Below are 22,382 nucleotides of genomic sequence, written 5' to 3'. Positions count from 1 at the left end.
CAAAAAACGTTGTCGTCTTCAGGACTCGATCATCGTTTTCAATTCCACTTTCAATTCGTTGAGTCGCGCGAGCAGTTCCTGGATAGCCCGTTGATGCCGGTCCAGATCCGCAGAACCTTCCCGCAGGGGATCGAGCACAATCGCTTCATATTTCAGATACTGCTCGCAGGCATAAGGGACAGCAGCGGCAATTTCAGGGGGGATCGTCACCACGCCGTTACAGTCGCCGTGCAGTAAATCGCCGGGATGAATTGTCACGCCACCGATTTCAACAGGCACGCCAGTCGCTTCGAAGTGGCAGTAACCGTGTCCGCTCATGACGCCATGACTGAAGCAGGGAAAATCGAGGGCACGCACATTATCGATATCGCGGGCGGCTCCGGACGTGATCAGACCCACCGCGCCAAAGGTCTTGTAAGTCAGGCACATCCCGTCACCGAACGTCGCGCCGGCTGGCGGATCGTCCAGATCCTGGAAGACCACCACTGCGGGGCCGGGTAACTCTGCGAAGGAACTGATGAGCCGCGCCGGGATGCCGGGATCAATCGAACTGTCCGCCGGTGCAGACGAACGAAAAGTGGTCGTCGCCGCGTAACCGACCATGGGCGGCAGCTGCGGAAAGCAGGCGGCGATATTGCGGTTCATATATCCCGCAGTGCGGGAGCGGACCTCGAACAGCTCAATGGCATTGCAGATCGTCGGGGTATCAAAACGTCGTAATTCAGCCAGATCAGGTAGGGAAGCCATAGTCGTTCTCAAAAATTGATTTGACATTGAAAAGAGAATAGATAGTATTTAATCATAAATAATCCGGTTGTAAATCAAAATATTGGTCTGTTGAAGAAAATAAATAGTATATATGTCGACCGAAATCAATTACCAGGTGACCCAGTCTGATGAGCTGGCAGAGCGGATTCGGCAACGAATTCAGTCGGAACGGCTCGCGGACGGGGCGTTTTTCATGACGGAATCCGATCTGGCGGAAGAATATCAGGTTTCGCGGACAGTCGCCCGGGAAGCAGTCAGCCGACTGACGGCGATTGGACTGCTGGAAGGGCGTAAACGCATCGGTCTGATTGTGCGTCGACCCGATCCGCTGAGGCTGCTGCAACTGGGGCTCCCTTCGCTGTTTGACTCCGAGCAGGATGTCTCCGAGCTTTCGATGTTGCGGTATGTGGTCGAGATGGGGGCCGTCGATCTGGCGATTCGCAATGGCAGCGATGAGCAATGCCAGCAGCTGTGTAAACGGGCAGACGAGATGGCGACAGCGATACGCAGCGATCAGCCCGAACGCATCGCGGAACTGGATATCGCGTTTCACTCCCTGTTGTTGCAGATGACATCTTCGACCCTGATTGCCGGCATGCAGCGGGTCCTCGTGAATTTCTTCCAATCGGTCTATCAGGAATATCAGTCCGACGAAACGACGGGCGAACGGATGATCTGGGAACACCAGGAACTGGCGGCGGCGATCCGGGATCGCGATTCCAACCGGGCCCGCACGATGATGCAGATGCAGTCGCGCAACTGGCTGAATCAGAACAATTCGACTTGAATAGCAACCTGCAGAATTACCCTGAGGAATTTATCATGAATGTGTGCTCGAAGAGACTATTGCCGGGATTGGCGTTTGTGCTTATGACTGCGATACTCCCGGCAGCGGAACCCGCGGTTGAACTGCATAAAACAAAAACGGGAACCGAGTATGCGACCTGGGGCCCATTGCCCGATCAGCCACAGCCGACGCTGTTCATTCTGGCGGGTACCATGGAGGGGACACTGGGCAGTCCCTATTTTCGTCAGTGTGGCAACCAGCTGGCGAAAGCCGGTTACCTGCTGGTCTCTGTGGATATTCCCTGTCACGGTAAAGAGCATCGTCCCCCCGAGCCAACGGGTTTGAGTGGCTGGGCCTGGCGTTGTGAGCAGGGAGACGACTTTGTCGCCGACAACAACCGACGACTCAGTCAGGTGCTTGATGAACTGATCGCCGACGGACGGACTAATCCCGATTATGTGGGCGTATGTGGTACTTCACGGGGTGGATATCTCGCGCTGCAGTTCGCCGCCCATGATCCCCGGGTAAAAGGCGTTGCCGCATTTGCACCGGTGACCGATCTGACGGTTCTGAATGAATTCAAATCGCGGGCCCAAAATAAAATGGTGCAGTCGCTGAGTATGATTCGAAATGCAGAGAAACTGGCGGGACGTCCTGTTTGGATTGTGATCGGCGACCGCGATTTGCGCGTGGGGACTGACGAAGCGATTGCGGTGGCCCGCAGTATCACACAGGCGGGACTCGAAAAAGCAAAGCAGAGCCAGGTAGACCTGCATGTGATTGCAGAACCGAAAGGGCACACGGTTCCAGCCGGCTCAACAGATCTGGCAGCAGACTGGTTTCTGAAACGGGTCGGCACTCCCGATCACCCCCCTGCGAAATAAACTACTCTTAAGAGCGCTTTCCATGTTAAGTAATGATCTCAATCTGAATCGGGTCGGCTGGCTTTCTCTGTTCACTGTCTGCGTGCTGCTGATTTGTGACACTGCCAGCGCTGATGATATTCACGTCGACCCGGATCAGGGGAACGATGCTGCGACAGAGGGACCACTGAAAACCATTCGTCAGGCGATACGCATTGCGAAACCGGGGGACACAATCCACCTGCAGCCGAAAGTCTATCATGAGTACGCAGGCTTTTATGGAAAACAGGGAACCCCCGATAAGCCGATCATCCTTGACGGACATGGTGCAACGCTGGAAGGTTCCGAACCGATTGATGTGACACAGTGGGCAGAAGTCAAGACAGACCTGTATCGTTGTGAGAATCTGATGCCCGCGTTGAGCGATGCGATTCTGCAGCGCTGGTTTTTTCTGTGGGACGGCAAGATGGTCCACATGGGCCGCACATCCAAAGGGCCCAGTAAAGAATTCAAACAGCCCGATGATCTGCAGCCGGGTGAATGGACGTTTGTGAAAAAAGCAGATCCGACCGCACAAACAGTAGACGCAAAACAGAGTTCGCAGGTAAATGGTGTCTTCTATTTGAAACTCTCTTCGGGGGCCCAGCTGAGTGAGCAGAATCTGCGCTATCCAGTCCGTTCAGCCGGCGTCCAGTTTGGTGGCTCGGGGAAGAATCACAATGCGCATCTGGTAATTCGCAATCTGACCTGCACGCATCCCTACAACGATGGCTTCAATATTCACGGGCATTGTGAAGATGTGCTGTTCGAGAATATCCGTGCGATTGAATGTGGCGATGACGGGATCAGCGCGCACGAGACCGCCGAGTACCGAGTGGATGGATTTGTGTCGATCGGAAATTCCACGGGGATCTGCGATACCGGCGCGAGCAAAACCAGTTACAACCGGGTCTTCATCCGCGACTGTCTGGGCTTCGACCTGTTCTTTCTGGATACGGGCCGTTATACGCTGACCAATTCGGTCGTACTTTCTTCAGCGGTGCGAACGCTGATGCTGTCGGGTCGCGATAATCCCGAGCAACCCTGTTCGCTGACGATGAAGAATGTCTTCATCCGCAGAGTCGCTGGTAAAAATGAAGTCCGTGTCTCCCGCAACTGTGTCCTGGACGCCAGCCATGTGACGCTGATGGGCCTCAATTTTCAGGCGACCGGAGGCGACGTGCGTTTGTCTGACTCGCTGATTATCGGTGCTGCTGCTCCCGCTGACGCACACGCGGCGTACGATTATCTGGCGGCGAGTGCCAACAGGGAAGATGCATTAAACCCGGAACTGCTGATCTGGAAGGATGTCAAATGGACGGCGGACCGGAACCGCTACGCACTGCAGAGCCTGCGTGTCGATAAAACATTTTTTACGCCGGACCAGTTCGCTCAGTTTCAACAGCTGACCGGACAGGAACGCGAATCGAAATGGGTCAGCAGCATCACCGCTGAGACCGGCTGTGGCGCTGATCTCACAAAACTGAAACAGTCAACTATCCCGCAAAACGAACTTGATTCTGTACGCGTCCAGTCTCTCCTCCCCTGATGTTACACAATGAAAACGAAAGAGAACCCATGCCTGCCTCGCTAATCGCTGTGTTAAAACGAATCGTCCTTTCCTGCCTGTTCTTCGCGGTAATCCCGCTCCTGCCCGCCGGTCTGTCTGCACAAACGGTGTCGGTGAACCGCGGACCGGAGGTGGACGAAGCAGTTTTCTTCTCGTTTGACGATCACGCGATTCCCTGGCGGAATAATCTGCAGCTGACGCCAGTGACCGCGAAGAAGCATCCCGCGAATCCCGTGCTGCGTCGTGGACCGGAGGGCGCCCCGGATCACGGGCATGCGATTCTGTACGGCTCTGTGATGTTCATCGACGGAAAATTTCGCATGTGGTACCTGGGGATGTTCGAGACCGCCATTAAAAGTGGTCAGGCACCCGGCTGGTGGCGACCCATGTGCTACGCTGAGAGTGACGACGGGATTCACTGGGCCAAACCAAACTTGAATCTGGTGGAATTCAACGGCAACAAACAGAACAATATCTGCCTGATTCAATCGGAAGTTCCTGCGCTCGGAAAAGTGAATGATTTTCTGAGCGTGTTATATGATGCCCACGATCCCGATCCAAAACGTCGTTTTAAATGTGCCTACATCGCGCATCCGCCGTTTGCTGATGTGCGTGGCGGACGCAGCAAGATCGGCCCCGATGAACGTCGCTGGGGCGCGTTTGTCACCGCGACCAGTGCCGACGGGTTAACGTGGGATGTGGTCGGTGACCGTCCTGCGAATGCCGGGGGAGAACGGTTTGAAGTCTCCAGCCTGTATCAGTTCGGCAATTTTTATTATGCCAACGGTCAGCTGCTTTCGCCCTGGAGCTGGCGGATGGATGGCTCAGATGCCGGGCGTGTGATGCTTGCCTACCGGTCCTCCGACTTCGATCACTGGTCGCGGGGCAAAGCCCTTTCCTTTGCACGACCGGGGCAGTTGACATCAACGCCGGTTCCCGGTCAGCAGACTCACATGGGGGCAGGCATCTGGAATCGGGGCAATGTGCTGGTGGGCCTGTATGGAATGTGGCAGGATGCGCCTCAGAAACCACCCAAAGGCGAACATTGGAACAAAGGAGTAACAATTGATCTGGGACTGGTCGTCAGCAATGATGGAATTCACTTCCGCGAGCCCGTTCCCGATCATAGTGTCATCGCCCGAGGAAAGCAGGGTGAGTGGGATGACATTGCTCTGTTACAGGGGCATGCATTCGTCAACCGGGGGGATGAAACGTTGATGTGGTATTCCCACTGGGATACGGGCGGAAAACTCAAGAACATGGAGATCGGTCTGGCAACACTTAGACGGGACGGCTTCGGTTATCTTTCGCCGAAAGTGAAAGACAGTTCCGCGCACTTCGTGACCGCCCCTTTTGAAACCGAGGGGAATCTGAAACTGTTCGTGAATGTGGAAGGCATCTCAGCCGGGAACCCGTTGACGATTGAACTGGTCGATGAATTCGATAAACCTCTACCCGGTTACTCGGGTGAAAAAGCGGCCCACATTACAAAGTCGGGAACGCGCACGCCGGTCGTCTGGTCGGACGCGGGGAACGGTCCTTTACCGGCTGGCAAAAAACTGGCAGCACGGGTGACCTTCCCGAATTCCACAGAGACGAAGTTTTATGCTTTGTACGTGGGGAACTAAGCTCAGTCCGCGTCTTTGGGGGCGGGCCAGTTCAGGTGTTTGTGTAAAAAGTCGTACGAACCCTGTTCGTGGATGGCGTGCGGTCCTTTGATGAATTCCAGTTCCTGTCGATCACCAATGCCCAGCTGTGCCTGGTAGAGAAATCGCACCTTGGCATATTCCTGGGCAACGCGGTCGTCGGGTTCCACGCCATCAAAGTGACCCCGTTCCACCATGAAAGGCCGCGGACAGATGAGGGCGGCCATCTCGGCGTAGTTGAAAGTCCCGCCCAGATTCCATTCGAAGATTTCGTATTCCCCTTTATTCGCATAGCTGTATCGCAGGGAGCGTTTGTCGGTGGCAGCGTTTTTCCAGACCCACTCACCAAAGTCAGCCGAGCAGATCGAGAGCGCGTAGTTCTTGACGAGCGGGGGAATTCGCATGGCTGATTTCCCGCCATAGGAAATCCCGTAGAAGCCGATCCGCCTTTCATCGACAAACGGCAGCGTCGAGAGCCAGTTGGTGATCTGCTGATGCTGCGGTACAGCGATCGAAAACAGGGTTCGGCCGATGGACTGTGATTTGAACTGCAGTGTGCGGAAACGATCGAACAGCACATACGGGTTCTGGGGAGCAAAGGTGATGAAACCCCGTTCCGCCAGATGGGTGGCGAAGGATTTATAGGCACGATAACCTTCTTCGCCCACGGTATGCTGCGGACGTCCTTCCAGACCATGCTGGCAGACGACGACGGGCCGCTGTTCGGAACCATCCAGTTTCATATCTTTGGGTAATGTCAGAATGCCATACGCGGTGACATCGGGGAAGACTTCCATTTCGACTTCGTAGCTGATCGTCTTCGGCCCCACCTGATATTTTCGGCTGCGGGCATTGTCAGGCAGCAGTTCCAGGTCGAAGGAGCCAATCACTTCATCCCGGAAGATCTTACGATACAGTTCGACCGATTTCTCGAAATTCTCCAGGCTATCGGTTTTGAGATCCTTCATGAATTCGATGCGCGATTCATAAGCCAGTTGCAGCAGACGTTGATTGTGTCTGAGGATCTCGGCCAACTGTGCGTCGTGTCGTTTGTTCGCCTGTTCGCGTGATTTGAGTTCCGAGGTCTGGGATGGTTCCGCGAGTTTTGCATCCGGTGCGAGACTTTTGACGAATGCGGTGAGTGTTTCCTGTGAGACGGGGACTTGCGAATCCACGAGAGTCAGAGTCGGTGCCTGTGGTTTCAGCGCAGCGGTGAATTCCCGGGCGCGGGCGACTTCGGTTTTGACTTCATCTTTATCGGGGACGAGCAGACGCCCCGGTTTCCCTTTTAAGGGGGCATAGCCGTCCTGCTTGACTTCGAGTTCGCCCCAGGCAGTGGTGCGGAAACCGTATTCGGGATACTTGCCCGATTCGATAATCAGTGTCCGCGGTGCGACGAGGCTGGCGATTTCTGCATCGCCGAATACTTTGAGCAGGCCGAAGACATTGCGGTCGGCGGGTTCTTCCCAGAGAAACTGTCGCGAACTGAAATAGCCGCAGACGGCCGCGGCGTTGATGCGTGGGTCCAACGCGGCTGCATAGAGCGCGAGTCGTCCCCCTTCACCCCAGCCAATGACTCCGATGGGACGTTTTTGATCGTTGCTGGTCTGTTTTAAAATACTGACACCGGCGAGAACCTTCTGCGTTTCATAACCGGCCAGTGTGCGCCCCAGCTCGAAGGAAGGACGGTGTGCCCATTCGCGGTTGCTCATTTTCCATTGATTGGTTTCACGATTGATCAGCGTGGGAATCAACACACGGAAGCCGGAACGTACCAGTTGCCGGGCATAGGCGTAAGCCGGATTTTTCGCGTAGACCAGGTCTTCAGGAATCTGGTCCGCTTCGGGGATTGCAACGATGTCGCCGCGGATGGTCCCTTCAGGAACCAGCAGCAGTCCCGTGCCCTGCATGTCATCCAGGGTGGGCCAGCTGACTTCAGAGAGTTTGAATTCTGATGTGGGCTGACTGACGGCATCGCCTATGTAAGAGATGCGTCCAGCGACCAGCGGATCGGTCATGCCGAGCATGGCTGAGAGTTCAGCCTGTTTGCCGGCGATCGATTTCGCATAGGCTTCCGGAGAAGAGAGATCCCGGTTCCACAGCTTCGGACGCTCTTTGGCGGCGAGTGCAATCTGCTTGAGCAGAAACTTGTCGATGCCGGCAATCATCTTTTCGCTAAGATCACTCGGGTCGATGAGGGGAATCGTATGAGGCAGCGGTCGCGGATCGGGAGCCGGTTCCAGCACGGCCCAGGGCGGGGCTTCTTTTTTTTCCCCTGCGTTTGCTTGCGTGAAACAAAGTGAGAACAGACTGACGGAGAGTGAGGCGAAGGTGAGGCAAGTCGTGAAGCGGCGTGTGGTGAAATTATTCATGGAGATTCCCTGGCTGGATTCTGTTCCGTGATTCGTGAGGATCCGTATCCGTTGATGATACCCCTGTCACCGCTGCAGGAGCAATCAATTCGTCTGATTTTTTCTGTTTTGAATATTCAGACAGTATGAAATTCATCGGAACCTCACGGACAGCAAGAAAAATTCTGACTGGTATGGCATATGCTTTAGTTTGTCCTGTTGCGCTCTCACAGCGCATGCGGTTTTGTATTTCGAATACAGGAGATGCTGAATGAATACTGTAAGCAGGATGCTGGTTTTTCTGCTGGCCATGGGAGTCTGTTCGCTGGTCTGTGTTGCGCAGGAGAAAACGCCTGAACAACCGACTGAACCGCCCCCCGCGGAATCACTGCCTGCACCGAAAGCCGTGAATGTCACGCCTGAAGTGGCCGACTCCGAAATATCGACGCGGCTCACGCGGATTCTCAAAGCGACCGAGTGGTTCGAAGCACCCCGCGTTGAGGTGCAGGATGGTGTCGCATTCCTGTCGGGAACCACCGATGATGAGAAGTACCGTCAATGGGCCGGCGATCTTTCACGGAATACACAGGATGTGGTGGCGGTCGTTAACCGGATCGAAATCACACAGCCCGACCTGTTCGATTTGAGTGCCTCGTATGGCACGGTGAAATCCATTCTGCGCAAGTCCGTGCAGTCGATTCCCATCATTCTCGCAGCGCTGCTGGTGCTGCTGTTTACGTTTCTGGCGATGTTCATTGCAGGACACATCGCCGACTTTACACTGCTCAGACGGTTTCAGAATAAACTGCTGCGAGGCGTGGTCCGCAAAGGACTGCTGCTGCTCGTTTTTCTGTTGGGGATTTATCTGGTATTGCAGATCGCCGGTTTGACGCGACTGGCGGCGACGGTGCTGGGGGGAACCGGGCTGTTCGGTCTGATCGTGGGGATTGCCTTTCGGGATATCGCGGAAAACTTCCTGGCCAGTATTCTCATCAGTATGCAGAACCCGTTTCGCTATGGCGACCTGATTGAAGTCGAAGGTATTCAGGGTTTTGTGCAACGCGTTAATACACGCGGAACGCTGCTGATGTCGCTGGACGGCAATCATATTCAGATCCCGAATGCCATTATCTATAAGAGTAAGATTCTGAATTTTACCTCAAACCCCAAAGTCAGACTCGATTTCATGGTAGGCGTGGGATACGACGTGCCTCTCAACGAAGCGCAATCCCTTGCCAAAGAGATACTGGAATCTCATCCCGCTGTGCTCGACGATCCTGAACCGACCGTGCTGGTCGAGAGCCTGGGTTCTTCCACAGTGAATCTGCGACTGTATTACTGGATCGACGGCCATCAGTATAGTGTGTTGAAAGTCAATTCTTCGATGATGCGGCTGGTGAAGACGAAGTTTGAAGAACAGGGTTTCTCGATGCCGGACGACGCACGGGAAGTGATCTTTCCCCAAGGGGTCCCGGTCACGATGGTCTCTGCGGAGGAGACAGAAGTGACGACAGCGGCTCCTGCTCAAAAAACAGTTCGCAAGCCTGCGCGTGTCGCAGGTGACGTGCAGGATGAGGAAACCGTTACCGAAGCGGAAGGCAGCCTGGCCAGTGAGTACAACGAGCTGGAACGACAGAGCCAGCAGGCACGCGATCCGGAAGAAGATTCGACCGATCTGTTATCTTCCTGATCTGAAAAATAATTCGTCAGACTGTGCAAGCTGAGAGACCAGCCTGGTCGATCAGGGACCAGCCGAAGGTGCGCAGATAATTCTGTTGCAGAAGACAGAAAAGAATTGATCTTCTGTTCATAGTTCACTAGACTGAGACTATTCCAGGTGCATTCTTCGCAGGCAGCGACTCAAGAAAACTGTCGAAGGATATCGTCAATCGTCACTGACTCCGGATAGGGCTGAAATTATGCTGACAGTGAATGGATATGCGAAGCAGGTTTGTTCCGGTCTGACAAGGCGCGAAGCGTTGCAGGCCGGGGGTGCGGGATTATTTGGATTGAGTCTGCCGGGCGTGCTGGCTGCGGAAGAAGTCGCGGGTGCGTTTCAGAACGGGCGGGCGAAGTCGGTGATGTTTCTGTTTCTGTTTGGTGGTCCCAGTCAGTTGGAATCATTCGATATGAAGCCGGAAGCGTCCAGCGGCATCCGCGGTCCGTTTCAGCCCATCGACAGTCGTACGCCGGGTCTGCAGATCAGCGAGTACCTGCCTCAAACAGCGAATATTTCTGACAAGTTCTGCGTGATCCGCACGATGACGCATCCGCACAACGATCATAACGCCTGCCACTATATGCAGACCGGTCACAAGTGGACCCGTTCCGCTGCGGACGGCGGCGATGTCAATGCCCGGGGAACCGACTGGCCGGCGATGGGGAGCGTTGTGGAATACCTGTCCCGGCGGAGTCCCGATGCACATCAACGTGCGCTGCCCGATTATGTTTATCTGCCCAATCGACTGGGAGTGCTGCAGGGGCTGGAACGAACCGGGCAGCATGCCGGCTGGCTGGGTTCGGCGTATAACGCGTTTGCCACCGACATTCGCAAACGCAACGATGCAGACAATCCCTACTTTCGCGACTGTACCGATGCGGAACTTGACTTTCGGATTCGCGGACTGGCAACGAAAGAAGAGATGACGCTGGATCGTCTGAACCGTCGCAGCAGTCTGCTGCAGCAGTTTGACCTGGCGAATCGGGATTTTCACGAAGATCATCAGTACCAGAACTACGACCGGATTCAACAGCGGGCGCTCTCGCTGGTCACTTCCGAGAAGATGCGGTCTGCGTTTGATATTCAAAAGGAATCCGCAAAGTTGCGCGATCGCTACGGACGGCATCTGTTTGGCCAGTCAACCCTGATGGGGCGGCGGATGATCGAAGCGGGGGCCCGCTTTGTAACTGTCTGCTGGGATGCCCCGGATGGATACAGCTGGGACTCGCATCGCAGTGCGCATCATCTGCAGCATCACCTGTTGCCCGGTTTTGACCAGGCGTACTCGGCGCTGCTGACCGATCTGGAAGAGCGGGGACTGCTCGATGAAACGCTGGTGGTTACCGTGGGTGAGATGGGACGGACACCTAGAGGGACCGCAACCTGGGGCCGCGGACACTGGTCGCATTGCTTCCCCTGTCTGCTGGCGGGTGCGGGTGTGCAGGGGGGAATCGCGTATGGTACTTCCGATGCAGACGCCGCTTATCCGGTTGAGAACCCGGTCAGCCCGGAAGATCTGGCGAAGACGATTTACTGGTCGCTGGGAATTGATCCGGATATCTTCCTGCCTGATCGCGAAGACCGACCGATTCCGATCATCGAAAGTGGTGCGCCACTCAAGCAGCTGTTTGGCTAAGCTGCGATGGTCTGTCAGTAAATGTACTGCAGACGGGCACCGTAAACGTCAATCGGCAGATCGTCGGTGGTCGCATTCGTGACGATGCCGTGCACATAATCGAACTTCAGACTAAGTTGATTTGTCAAGTACCAGTTCACCACGATTTCAGCGGAGTTCATGCGGCCGCCCGTCACATTTTTATCGTTAAGATTGAGGAAGGTCCCCCGGGCCGCCAGCTCCCACGCGCCCCAGCCTCCGTCAAAAAAACTGTGCAGCGGTTCGACCGAATCGAAGACGCCCGCCTTTCGGTTGTAGGGTTTGGATTCCCCCGTCAGGAACCAGCCGGCCTGAGCGTATCCGCCGTAAAAGACGAGGGGCGGCCCGCCGATCTGATTCACCAGGGAATAGGTGAGTTCGGACTGATAGTTGAACCGTCCGCGTGAACCGGCCAGTTCGAAGTTAAACAGGTTGACACTCTCCGCCGGGACATAACCTGTGTCGACGAGTTGCGGGGGACCGGGGGCATTGATACCCGGTTCCTGGTTGGTGAAGAAGCTCAACTTGGAATCGTAGCGGACCATCTTATCAAACGGCTGCAGGACGCTGTAATTCAACCCGGTGTGCAGCAGATCGCGGCCGTCATCTTCATACCAGTGCAGATACGTGGTGCGCGCAGCGAAGCCCTGGCCGTCCGCATTATGATTGAGATCAAAGCCCCCCTTTCCCATGATGAAGCCGGCCAGCGACCAGGTGCCCCGTTCTTCTTCCAGCGTACCGTCTGCCCAGAGGCCGACCTGGCGAAAGGGGGCGAAGGTGAAGAAGGGGGCGCGTTCGGCGAAGGTTAAACTTTTGGAACTGGTGAGGGCTTCCATCTGGAAGGGAACCCTGGCGGAGCCGACTATCAGGCGATCGACGTAGGGACGATCGCGTAATTCCAGATAGACATCACGGGCCCGGGGACTGGGAGTGGCAAACTCGACGTCCAGTTTATAACCGACGTCGGCTGCAAGGTCTCCCGTCAGAGCCAGCCGCGCACGGCGGACGGCGGTCCGGTTGCTGATATTTCCAAACGCGGCCATTGATGCCGGCGACTGCTCGAAGCCTGCGGTATCGATCTGGATGAAGCCACTCAGTTTGCCGGTCGGGTAGTCACTGTGATCGTCGAGGCCGGGCACACAGGGAATGAGTTCTTCGTCACAGGAAGAGTAGAGACTGACGAACGATGTTTCGCCCGGCAGCGAATCAGTAAGCGGAGGCGGCAGTGCGTCTGCTGTCGATTCCTGCGCGAACAGGGGCGCGGCACTCAGCGCGAAACAGCATCCCAGCAGCGACAACCAGCGTCGTAACAGACCGGGGTGCCGGAACACATTTCGCGATTGATCCTGCTGTCGTTCCATCGGGCGGGATTTCGAATTTGTGACCGTATTTGTCAAGAAAAATGAGATCGAACTGCTGCTGAGGACCTTCCCTGAATCCGGTCTGTCACGCGCAGGCGCAGACCGTGTCCGCAGTCGCAGGGATGCTTATTTTATCGGTTACAGGAATTGGACCACTGCAGTGATTGGAAAAGCGAGTCGGCCTGCTTTGCTGAAAAGCGGCGGAAGCGAGAAGATTGTGTGAACGTCCGCGGAAACTGTGCGGATTATTCCGATTGTACGCGAAAGGGAATTTGTTGACCGGCCGATGGACTCTGGTATGATGGATGGGTATCACGCTATCAATTCATTGATTTTATACCCTCATTTCTAAGAGTTGAAATCCATTTTTAATAAATCAAGTACTGGAACTCTATCCAAAAAATTCGTTGGATTTCTTTATAGCATCACTGGGATTTCAATTCAAAATGATAATTGTCATTGATTCAAATATTTGGATTTCTGAATTGGGACTTCAATCTTCGTTGGGAAGTGCTGTTCGGTTTTTTATCAAAAATAATAATGTCGAAATCAGACTGCCAGAAGTTATCAAACTTGAGGTAGAGTCAAATCTGCGGAGGCAGCTTAATGAACTGATCTCTGACATGAATAAAAAACATCGGCAATTATTAACTTTATTTGGTTCTCTTAAAGAATTAGTTCTTCCCGAACCAGATAAAGTTGAAGAGAAAGTAGCATCAATATTTAGTGATATCGGAGTTGAGGTTATTCATGTCCCATTTACGCTAGAGCATGCAAACGTTTCTTTTCATAAAATAATTGAAAAATTGCCTCCTAGTGACAAATCTCAACAATTCAAAGATGGAGTTATTTGGTCAGACTGTGTTTCATTTTTAAATGATGATGATGTGATCCTAATTACGTCTGATAAAGCTTTCTACAAAGACCGTAACTATAAAAATGGAATCGCAGATAATCTGTTAGAAGAAGTAAATGAAAAAAAACATAAGCTAACATTATACGAAGATCTGGCAATGTTATTAGAAGAGATTAAAGATAACGACACTCACTTAGACAGAGAAAAAATATATAGTGAGTATTTAAAAATAAACTCTAAAAGACTGAATGACATGCTCGACACTAATGGGTTTGCCATTACTGAATTTGTCGAAGCACGCCAAAAAATCTTTGCAACCGAAAAACCTGATGTGTTGTTTTTTGAGTACGAATTCAAATTTCAATGTAGCAATGAGAGAGATGATGATAGGATTGAACCATCATTGACGATAACGGGAGACGGAAGCTATTCAACACAAGAAGAAAAGGTGCTTGATCTGAGGGTTTTTAGGGAATCACTCCGATTTAAAGACTCAAATGGTGAAGAGAAGAACGTGGCCTCAGTCTTTGCACATGCCGGTTATATGGTTATTGGACATCGAAATGTAAATCATGTCATTCGATATCCTTTGAGTAATGAATGAAGTGATTTATTAAACCGGTCCTGAGGTGCCCCATGCTGGATTATGGCTTTACGGGTGGTGTCATAACTGCGGTGCTGGGATTTGTTCTCGCTTACAACGTTCCGGCGGTGGCTGATGTGCTGACTTTTCTGTTAATCGCAGTGGGAGTGAATCCCCGTTGTGAAGCTCTGCTGGGACTGGCTGTTCTGGGTGGTCTCTTTTTTGCGATCGGCTTCGTACCCGGGGCTGTGTTCTCTTATTTCAAATCTGAGAAACCGATTTGAGAGAGAAAATGAAAAAGCAAAATCTTCTCATTCTGTGCAGTTTGTTTGTCTTTTTTGTTTCTGTTCGAATCGAAGTACTGAATTACCGTGTTGGTACTTTTTTACCACGTCAAAAATTATCAACAGGAGGTTATCCCAAATGGAGATCAAAAAGCATCAAAGCAGCTGAGCTCAATTGGGTCTATAACAATTCAATAAATGGAAGGAATACAGGAAAAGAACTGGGCCCTGAAAAATTGAGAGAACTCGAGTTATATTTAGCGGACGAAAAAATAAAAATAGATACATGGAATCGTTTGAGGTTTTGGTGTGCTTCTTTTGGAACTCTTCAATATCTGCTCGCTCCAACCTGCCTGCTATTCATGATCTGGTCTGTTAAAGACTCTCGGCATCGTTCATTATTAAAGAAGTCGATTCAAGCATGTACTGTATTGTTACTGCTGTTATCCATATCACTAGCTGTTTATAGAGAGTACTACACAGTTTACCTGGATTAAATATGGTTTGAATACTGGTGAAAAAGGATCGCTCACATGAGATATGCCCGCTGTCACACGTTGAGCCGTTTCGTTGCATTTACTGTTCTTCTGGGGGCTGTTGCCGCGCCCTCTCTGACTTCTGCGCAGCAGAAAAAGAGAACCGAACTGACGGAGCATTTCGTCTATGATGAAGTCCGGATCTTTTACGTCAAGGAAGGAACTGGTGCGGTCTCTCCGGTCGACGTTGATCAAAACGGCGTCCCTGATCAGGTGGAAAATGTGGCGAAACAGATCTGGGCGGCGCATCGACTGTTCTGCGATGTCCTCAAGTTTCCCGATCCTTTCAAGAGCGAACGTTACAAGGGAGTCAACTGCATTCAGGTGAGCATCCGCGATCGTTCGGAGATGTCAAACCTGAACGGGGTCGCCTACTCCAGTGCGCAGCGGGCCCGGAAGATTCCCGAGGGCAAACCGACCGACCGCGCGATTGTGATGGCGATTGCCACACAGGTCGATCCGATCAAAAATGCCACTCCCACTCATGAAACGTTTCACCTGATTCAATATGGCACGACCTATTTCAAGAATTCCTGGTACCTGGAAGGGATGGCGCGGTGGGCCGAACATGCGACTGCCAAAGACGGGCTGGGGGAGGTCAAGTATTCTCCCCGGGGACCGTGGCCGCAGATCCCGCTGCATCTCAAGCAACTGGTGAATATGAAGTCGGAATCCGAGCATGTATTGTGGAACCCGATTGCCTCGCGTACTGACCGCGATGGATTTCTTTCCGGAGTAAAGCTGGGTAAGAAACTGGCAGGGCTGACCTATGCAGACGGGTCGCCTGTTCTCCAGGATCGCTTTCTGCAGGGGGGAGAAGTCATGCGTGACATTCTCGTAGAACTGGGGAAGCAGGACGATGCCGCGTTTGAGGATCTGAAATACGAAAAATGGACCGAAGAGACTGTCAGGGCGATGGAAAATAATCCCTACATCTACAAGGCAATCATGGATGGCCTGCGGAAGCATGATTCCAAAGTCGGCCCGTTTGAAGTTCCGAAACCGAAAAAATAAACGGGGGGATTACCCGGCAAAGCATCCCAACAATGAATGTGATTTCTTGTGCGATAGACCTTGTGGAGTCAAACCGGCAGCAGGTAACATTCGTTGAGTATATGTTTTTCAGAGGCTATTTAATCAGAGACCCTGCGATGAAGAAATTAACCGAACGACAGAAGCGTATTCTCAGTTTTATTCGTGTATTTACCGCCAGGACAGGATGTGCACCGACGGTGCGGGAGATTGGTCAGTCGTTTGGAATTAAATCGACCAATGGAGTCTCGGATCATCTCAAGGCGATTGAAGCCAAAGGGCGGCTGAAACGGAATGAGTTTATGCCCCGGGGACTGGAAGTGGTCGAGAACATGCGCATCCGGTTCTGCGGCGAAGTGCAGTAGCCGACGGAAGTCTCTGTCTTATTGGGTATCTGTCTGGCAGGCAGTGCCGAGGGCGGTCAGTAGTGTTTTCAGCGCCTCTGCTTCTGCGGAGGACTCCTGAAACTGACCGGAACAGCGGAGTTTCAACAGCACATTCGCGTGAGGCCAGATGTAGGTGTCGGAGATGACGGATTCATCGTTTGTTCTGGTCAGTGAATAACGCGACCAGAGTGCCTGCGTGCGGGAGTCGCCGAGTGGAACGATGCCCTGGTCTGTTTCTGCAGCGGCTTTCCAGATGCCGAGTTCGACTGCCTGCTGGATTCCGGTCTGTGCCCGTTGCATTTCTTTGCGGGGAGGATCACTGTTTAAGTCATTGGGGATCTTTGTTAATCCCCGGGTGAACTGATACAGGGTGACCACAATGCCCGCGGGATGATCGTAGGCGACCGAAAAGCCATGATCGTCCTGGGGCAGAGACCGGGGCTCGGACCGTATCCAGCCTGTGACTTCGGGAAGTGTGATCACCGGGCTGGGGGGCGTGAGTTTGGCGGCTGCGCGGTCGGCTTCCTCAAAGTCTTTGAGAATCTGTTCGGTGGTGACGGTTTCCGGAGTCGGATCGGCGGGATTGCTGATCGACTCGGGCTGGTCGCCACAACCGGAAATGAAAACGGTACCCGACAGCAGCAAAAGTAACAGGGAATGACGCATCAGATATTTTTCCGCCATGAAGCAGTCTCGAGATTGATCAATATGAAAAACGCTGCACTTCTGCTCTGCTGCAGATCAGTCCTGGATGAGAATATCGCGTCGTTTTTTGAGTCGGCCATATCGGTTTTCGCCGATCAGCCAGACCTGCATTTTGCCTTTGGTCTGTATTAAATTGGCGGGAATGACTACCGTTCCCCGCTGCCGATCCTGATCGGTAACGAAGATGTGATGATAGTCATAACTGTCTGCTTCGTTTACCAGCAGTGCCATGATGACTTTCATGTTGTCAGAATTGAATTTCAGTTCCCATGGCTGCTGTTGCGAGGCTGTCTTGCCGGGCATGCTGAAGTCCAGATCACAGACAGAGAACTCGCAGGCCTGGCTCAGAGAACCGTCCTGCATGATACAGTGTGCCGTGTAATCGCCACAGGTGGAAAATGAGAGTTCGATGACTCCTTTCCCGGGCTGATCGATTTCTTTGACGACTTTGTCCCCTCGTTTGACGACCAGAGATTTTACGCCTGCTGCGTCCCGGTCCATAATGTTGATTTTCACTTTCTGGTCTTTGTGATAGGGAACCCAGTCGCCGCGATCGAGCAGCAAGACGCGATTGATGACGGGCGTTTTGGAATCTTCCTCATAGTTGGGAAACAGGAAGGACTCTGCTTTGTTCTGTCCGCGCCAGGCATCCAGATCGGTGATGCGAAACAGTTTTCTGCCTCGGGCAGCCAGATGGGAATTAAAGGTGGAAACGGAACGATTGGTGGTTTTCGTGGTGAGAGGGCGGCTTTCTTCCACGCGGACATGGGTGACCTTTCCGTCGGCATCCCTGGTGACCCTGGTGACGATTTCCACATGAGAACCGGGCTGGGGAGGTGTGAAGATGATATCCCCTACCTGTGCTGCTTGTGCCGTCTGTGGTTCGACCAGTTCGACTCCTTCCCGATAGGGGGGATTGTGCAGACGGCTCACATACCAGACGCCACATTGTAACGCGTAACTGGTGTAAGAGGAGCAGACTTTTCCGTAATAACATTCCGCATTGGCGACTTTGCCATACAGGTTCTCTGTATATAACACGCTGTCAGGATTTTCGACGGCTGCCAGAAACGTCTTCAGATAAATATCGAATCCGATATAACGGCCGACGTATTTGACGCTTGAGTAGGGAACTCCGGTGTATTCCTTGCCCGGTTCGAAATATCCTTTCCTGCGCGGCATGCCTTCCGCGACGGGGGTCCATTTTACCTGCGACATGATCCGCGCATATTCCACCCCTTTTTCCTGCCAGGCTTTCAGGTGATCTGCGTCTGTTTGTTCTGACTGTGGTTCTGCTGCCGGGATCGAATTCGGTAGCAGGAACAGACAGATGAGAGAGTAAAAGAGACATCGAGAGTAACGCGAAGGAACATTCATTGAATCGCCTCACAGGTTGAGTACAAAGGATGGCCTGAATCTCATGCTATTCGTGAAGTTAAAACGTAATCAAATCCATGCCGGAATTCAATATGTAGATCAATTTATGGATAGATTGAACCCGAGTGCGAATGGATTCTGAATTGTGATCATCACTCAGAGTAAAATTGCCTTGAACCGTATTTCAAAAAAATTCAAATCAAAGCTGGACAAGGGGCAGGTGACTGCGGTTACAATCGAACTGTTCCGGACCGGGATTGGTTCCCGGTTCAAATCCTATCTTTAACTTCGGACATTGCTGTTTGATCTGGGCCAGAACAGCTTCCGCGCCAGGACATCCCGGGCGTGTGAGAGCCTGTGGTGGCCTGCCTGTGTTGCAGTCTCCTCTCGCGCCTTTTGATATGCAGTGTTACGGAGCAGCAGACGCGTCTCAGCATTTCTACGTCCGAGACTCGTGACTCTCATCTCTGCCGACTGAATCTCAGTCTGCAGCGTAGCGCTCTCCTGGCAGAGACTGAAAGGGCTCTGCATTCGCAGAGTGGATGAGATGAAACGACTTTACGTAACACTTCTCGAATGGTTCCTGCAACAGCAGGGCACTCCACGACGATCTCGCACGCAGGCCGCGAGACAGATTGAAGCACTGGAGATGCGGACGATGCTGGCCGCGCACCCGCTGGCCGATGCGCCCGATGTCGAGTTTCAGGTCGATCAGGACTGGGGCGCCGGCAGGACGGCGAACCTGATTCTGCACAACGACGAAGCAACAACATTCACCGACTGGCAGCTGGAATTTGATTTCTCAGGCGAGATTCAGTCACTCTGGAATGCCGAGGTGGAGAATCTGGGGGGCGGCCGTTATCGGGTGACCCCGCCCAGCTGGAATCCGACCCTGGATGTCGGAGAAACGCTGGCAATCGGACTGGTGGCCGTTGGTCCCTACAGTGAGCCGAGCGGTTATGCGTTTAACGGGAACGGCAGTCCCGTCGATCCTGATCCCGACCCGGACCCGGATCCGGACCCAGATCCGATTCCCGTGGTCCGCATCAGTGGCGCAACGGTGGTAGAAGGGGGGAGTGGAAGTCTGCTGGCGAGTCTCACGGTATCTCTTTCGGAAGCAGCGAACCAGAGTGTGACTGTGAATTACCAGACCTCGAACGGTACGGCAACCGCGGGAGAAGATTATGAAGCGGCGAGTGGCCAGATCACGTTCGCCGCCGGCGAGACAGACCAGACAATCACGGTGCGCATCTTTGGTGACAGCGAGGTCGAGCCGGACGAGGAGTTTTATGTGACGCTGGGCAGTCCGGTCGGTGCGACGCTCGATGAGAGCCTTTCAACGGCAACGACGGTGATTACCAATGACGATGTAGAAGTGATCGTCGAGCGGGATCTGTCGGTCACTACGCCTTATGAGACAGCGGTGACGATTTCCACGGGGGCATCGGGCGGCGATCCTGATTATGGCAGCCACGTACAGTCTTATGTGGACGGGACGTTATTGCCCAGCCAGTACAGTCAATCTCAGCTGGATCAGATTGTGAGCAACTATTACGACAGCTGGAAGGCGGACTGGTTACGCGTCGATCCGGGAGGGAACGGTTACCGCGTGATTATGGATTCTTCGGGGCGGACGACGTCTGAAGCACAGGGTTACGGCATGCTGATTCTGGCGCACATGGATGGCTACGATCCGCAGGCCCAGGCGATCTTTGACGGTCTGTTCCAGTATTCCCGCGCGAATCCCAGCCAGGGGAACCCGGATCTGATGGACTGGGCGCAGCCGGACGCGTATGGGAATAACAGTGCCTTCGACGGCGATGCCGACATCGCTTACGCATTACTGGTCGCGGATGCCCAGTGGGGCAGTGATGGTGCGGTGAATTATCTGCAGGAGGCGATTACGATTATCGATGCCATGTATGAGTCGATGATCGGTCCCGACAGTCATCTGCCGATGCTGGGAGACTGGGTGAATCCCTATGGCAGCAGTCACAATCAGTGGTCGGTGCGTACCAGCGATTTCATGTATGGTCACTTCCGCGCGTTTGAAGCGGCTACGGGAACGGGTGCCTGGGACGAAGTCATCGCGGCGATTCAGTCGGTGCTGACGAAACTGCAGCAGCAGTCGGGAACCGGGCTGGTGCCTGACTTCGTGATTGTCGATCCAGTGACCGGGAATGTTTCGCCTGCCCCTTCAGGTTTCCTGGAAGTGAATGATCAATATTACTGGTACAATGCGGGGCGGGTGCCCTGGCGCATTGGAGCGGATGCCGTCTTGAGCGGAGATGCGGTCTCACTGGCGCAGGCGCAGATGCTGTCGGAATTTTTCCAGCAGTCGTCGAATGGGAATCCCTATTTGATTCGAGGCGGCTATCAACTGGATGGAACGCCCCTCAACAGTTGGAGCGATCCCTTCTTCCGCGCAGCGGTGGGAGTGTCGGCGATGACCGGTTCCGATGCCGGTGATCAGGCGTGGTTGAATTCGGTCTTCGACAGCGTGGCGACCACGCATTCGAATTACTATGCCGATTCGGTCTCGATGTTGAGCATGCTGGTCATGTCGGGGAACTATATCAGTCCTGCCTCTGCATTGGGAACGGGGGGGACGCTGGAGTCGATTACTCAGCCTGCGCATGGAGAGGTTGTCGACAATCAGGATGGCAAGCTGACTTATACTCCCGATGACGGATATTCGGGGGCAGACAGTTTCGTATTCACGACGGTTTCTGATACAGGTAGTGTGACCAGTACCACGGTGCATGTGACTGTGGAAGAGTTCGTCGTAATCGTTCCGGGAATCTCCATCAATGATGTGAATGTCACCGAAGGGGACAGTGGGAGCACACAGGCAGTGTTTACTGTTTCACTGGATCAACCGACCACGGAACAGGTGACCGTTCAGTTTCATACCGTAGATGGAACTGCGGTCGCTGGTGCAGATTATCAGTCGATGAGTGGTCAGCTGATTTTCCAGCCGGGCGAACTGACGAAAACCATCGTGGTGCCGATCCTGGGTGATGTCGAGACGGAAGCGAACGAAGGCTTCCAGATCGTGTTAACTCAGCCCGTGGGTGGTACGCTGGCGACCGCTGTTGGCACGGGGAGTATTCAGGACAACGATGCCCCGCCTGCATCCGGTGCCGTGGACTTTGATGTCGTGAATGCCTGGAACAGTGGATTTCAGGGCGCGGTGGAAATCCGGAATGAGAGTGATCAACCGCTGGAAGGCTGGATGCTGCAGTTCACCTTTGATGGTGAGATCACGGATATCTGGAACGCCGAGATCGTTTCACACGTCGGGAATACCTACGTGATTCGTGGTGCCTCGTGGAACGATGATATTTCCGCTGGCGGCACGGTCTCGTTTGGTTTTATCGGGACTTCAACGGGGCTGGCAGAGCCGCTGTCAGACTTCCTGCTGAATGGGAGCCCGGTCTGAACCTGAGCGAATGTAGATAGTCTGAATTTGAGAATGGGGCACTGTTAAGCAGTGCCCTGTTTTCATATCTCGGGTTGGGTGGCCTTTCAGTAGTATGGACTTCTACTTTTGGTGGTGTGAATGCGTGCAATATGCACTGTTGGGCAAGTGTAAAGACCGGACACATAGGTAACACACGTTCGGACACATGGGTAACACTGTCTGATTTGAATTATCGATAATGGCAGGCAGGGAGCAAGAGGAGATGAATAATCAATTGAGGCGATACAGGGTGATACCGGGGCGAGCAATTGCGATGCCGGGGTGGTGCCGGGCTGAAGATTGTCGATGGTGTGGCGACCCGCAGGGTGACATCACGAACGGGTGTGGTTTCAGGCAGTGCAAATCTGGAAAAAACAGGTTCAATTGCAGTGAAGAGGATG

At 53.4% G+C, this 22,382-nt stretch carries 18 protein-coding genes; 13 read left to right on the top strand and 5 right to left on the bottom strand.

Translation table 11 applies throughout. The features are described from left to right. Positions 1 to 18: 18 nt before the first annotated feature. Positions 19 to 747, bottom strand: coding sequence for an RraA family protein (locus ACN0YN_RS14715; protein WP_417385778.1), 729 nt, complete (start codon positions 745 to 747; stop codon positions 19 to 21). Between the two features lie 112 nt (positions 748 to 859). On the opposite strand from ACN0YN_RS14715, the gene ACN0YN_RS14710 reads away from it, so the two are divergent. From ACN0YN_RS14710 to ACN0YN_RS14695, 4 genes are all read left to right on the top strand, one after another. Continuing rightward, a complete protein-coding gene (locus ACN0YN_RS14710) occupies positions 860 to 1,555 on the top strand; it encodes a FadR/GntR family transcriptional regulator (protein ID WP_417385777.1) in 696 nt (231 codons plus the stop codon). An 83-nt stretch (positions 1,556 to 1,638) separates the two neighbouring features. Beyond that, complete coding sequence (locus tag ACN0YN_RS14705; RefSeq protein ID WP_417385776.1) at positions 1,639 to 2,439, top strand: alpha/beta hydrolase family protein; 801 nt, start codon at positions 1,639 to 1,641, stop codon at positions 2,437 to 2,439. A gap of 22 nt (positions 2,440 to 2,461) precedes the next feature. Then, positions 2,462 to 4,006 (top strand): hypothetical protein, encoded by a 1,545-nt coding sequence (locus ACN0YN_RS14700; RefSeq protein WP_417385775.1) that lies wholly within the window; start codon positions 2,462 to 2,464, stop codon positions 4,004 to 4,006. A 29-nt stretch (positions 4,007 to 4,035) separates the two neighbouring features. Continuing rightward, entirely contained in the window at positions 4,036 to 5,655 is a 1,620-nt protein-coding gene (locus ACN0YN_RS14695) for a hypothetical protein (protein WP_417385774.1), read from the top strand. A 2-nt stretch (positions 5,656 to 5,657) separates the two neighbouring features. Here ACN0YN_RS14695 and ACN0YN_RS14690 read toward each other — a convergent pair whose 3' ends face one another. Beyond that, a complete protein-coding gene (locus tag ACN0YN_RS14690) occupies positions 5,658 to 8,045 on the bottom strand; it encodes a dienelactone hydrolase family protein (RefSeq protein WP_417385773.1) in 2,388 nt (795 codons plus the stop codon). 250 nt (positions 8,046 to 8,295) lie between these two features. Here ACN0YN_RS14690 and ACN0YN_RS14685 point away from each other — a divergent pair, with 250 nt between their 5' ends. Together ACN0YN_RS14685 and ACN0YN_RS14680 are read left to right on the top strand one after the other, a co-directional pair. Then, entirely contained in the window at positions 8,296 to 9,714 is a 1,419-nt protein-coding gene (locus tag ACN0YN_RS14685; RefSeq protein WP_417385772.1) for a mechanosensitive ion channel domain-containing protein, read from the top strand. Between the two features lie 229 nt (positions 9,715 to 9,943). Then, positions 9,944 to 11,380, top strand: a complete 1,437-nt coding sequence (locus ACN0YN_RS14680) for a DUF1501 domain-containing protein (protein WP_417385771.1) — start codon at positions 9,944 to 9,946, stop codon at positions 11,378 to 11,380. A gap of 14 nt (positions 11,381 to 11,394) precedes the next feature. On the opposite strand, the gene ACN0YN_RS14675 is transcribed toward ACN0YN_RS14680, so the two are convergent. Continuing rightward, positions 11,395 to 12,759, bottom strand: coding sequence for an OprO/OprP family phosphate-selective porin (locus ACN0YN_RS14675; RefSeq protein WP_417385770.1), 1,365 nt, complete (start codon positions 12,757 to 12,759; stop codon positions 11,395 to 11,397). 19 nt (positions 12,760 to 12,778) lie between these two features. Here ACN0YN_RS14675 and ACN0YN_RS14670 point away from each other — a divergent pair, with 19 nt between their 5' ends. The 6 genes from ACN0YN_RS14670 to ACN0YN_RS14645 all read left to right on the top strand — a co-directional run bounded on the left by ACN0YN_RS14670 (position 12,779) and on the right by ACN0YN_RS14645 (position 16,415). Further along, complete coding sequence (locus ACN0YN_RS14670) at positions 12,779 to 12,982, top strand: hypothetical protein (protein WP_417385769.1); 204 nt, start codon at positions 12,779 to 12,781, stop codon at positions 12,980 to 12,982. Between the two features lie 223 nt (positions 12,983 to 13,205). Next, positions 13,206 to 14,219, top strand: a complete 1,014-nt coding sequence (locus tag ACN0YN_RS14665; protein WP_417385768.1) for a PIN domain-containing protein — start codon at positions 13,206 to 13,208, stop codon at positions 14,217 to 14,219. 32 nt (positions 14,220 to 14,251) lie between these two features. After that, positions 14,252 to 14,482, top strand: a complete 231-nt coding sequence (locus tag ACN0YN_RS14660; protein ID WP_417385767.1) for a hypothetical protein — start codon at positions 14,252 to 14,254, stop codon at positions 14,480 to 14,482. Positions 14,483 to 14,490: 8 nt separating this feature from the next. Further along, positions 14,491 to 14,979 (top strand): hypothetical protein, encoded by a 489-nt coding sequence (locus tag ACN0YN_RS14655; RefSeq protein WP_417385766.1) that lies wholly within the window; start codon positions 14,491 to 14,493, stop codon positions 14,977 to 14,979. A 36-nt stretch (positions 14,980 to 15,015) separates the two neighbouring features. Beyond that, positions 15,016 to 16,032, top strand: coding sequence for a hypothetical protein (locus ACN0YN_RS14650; protein WP_417385765.1), 1,017 nt, complete (start codon positions 15,016 to 15,018; stop codon positions 16,030 to 16,032). Positions 16,033 to 16,169: 137 nt separating this feature from the next. Next, positions 16,170 to 16,415, top strand: coding sequence for a LexA family protein (locus tag ACN0YN_RS14645; protein WP_417385764.1), 246 nt, complete (start codon positions 16,170 to 16,172; stop codon positions 16,413 to 16,415). An 18-nt stretch (positions 16,416 to 16,433) separates the two neighbouring features. On the opposite strand, the gene ACN0YN_RS14640 is transcribed toward ACN0YN_RS14645, so the two are convergent. Continuing rightward, on the bottom strand, positions 16,434 to 17,120 hold the full coding sequence (locus tag ACN0YN_RS14640; protein ID WP_417385763.1) for a hypothetical protein: 687 nt from the start codon (positions 17,118 to 17,120) through the stop codon (positions 16,434 to 16,436). Between the two features lie 57 nt (positions 17,121 to 17,177). After that, positions 17,178 to 18,518, bottom strand: a complete 1,341-nt coding sequence (locus ACN0YN_RS14635; protein WP_417385762.1) for a hypothetical protein — start codon at positions 18,516 to 18,518, stop codon at positions 17,178 to 17,180. Between the two features lie 547 nt (positions 18,519 to 19,065). Between ACN0YN_RS14635 and ACN0YN_RS14630 the strand changes: the two genes are divergently transcribed. After that, the gene (locus ACN0YN_RS14630; protein WP_417385761.1) at positions 19,066 to 21,960 is read left to right on the top strand and encodes a glycosyl hydrolase family 8; all 2,895 of its coding nucleotides are present in this window, start codon (positions 19,066 to 19,068) and stop codon (positions 21,958 to 21,960) included. Positions 21,961 to 22,382: the final 422 nt, after the last annotated feature.

It is taken from the genome of Gimesia sp., from assembly GCF_048260065.1.
Classification (GTDB): domain Bacteria; phylum Planctomycetota; class Planctomycetia; order Planctomycetales; family Planctomycetaceae; genus Gimesia.
Note: the sequence above shows the minus strand (reverse complement) of the source record. Positions and strands in the feature narration are given on the sequence as shown.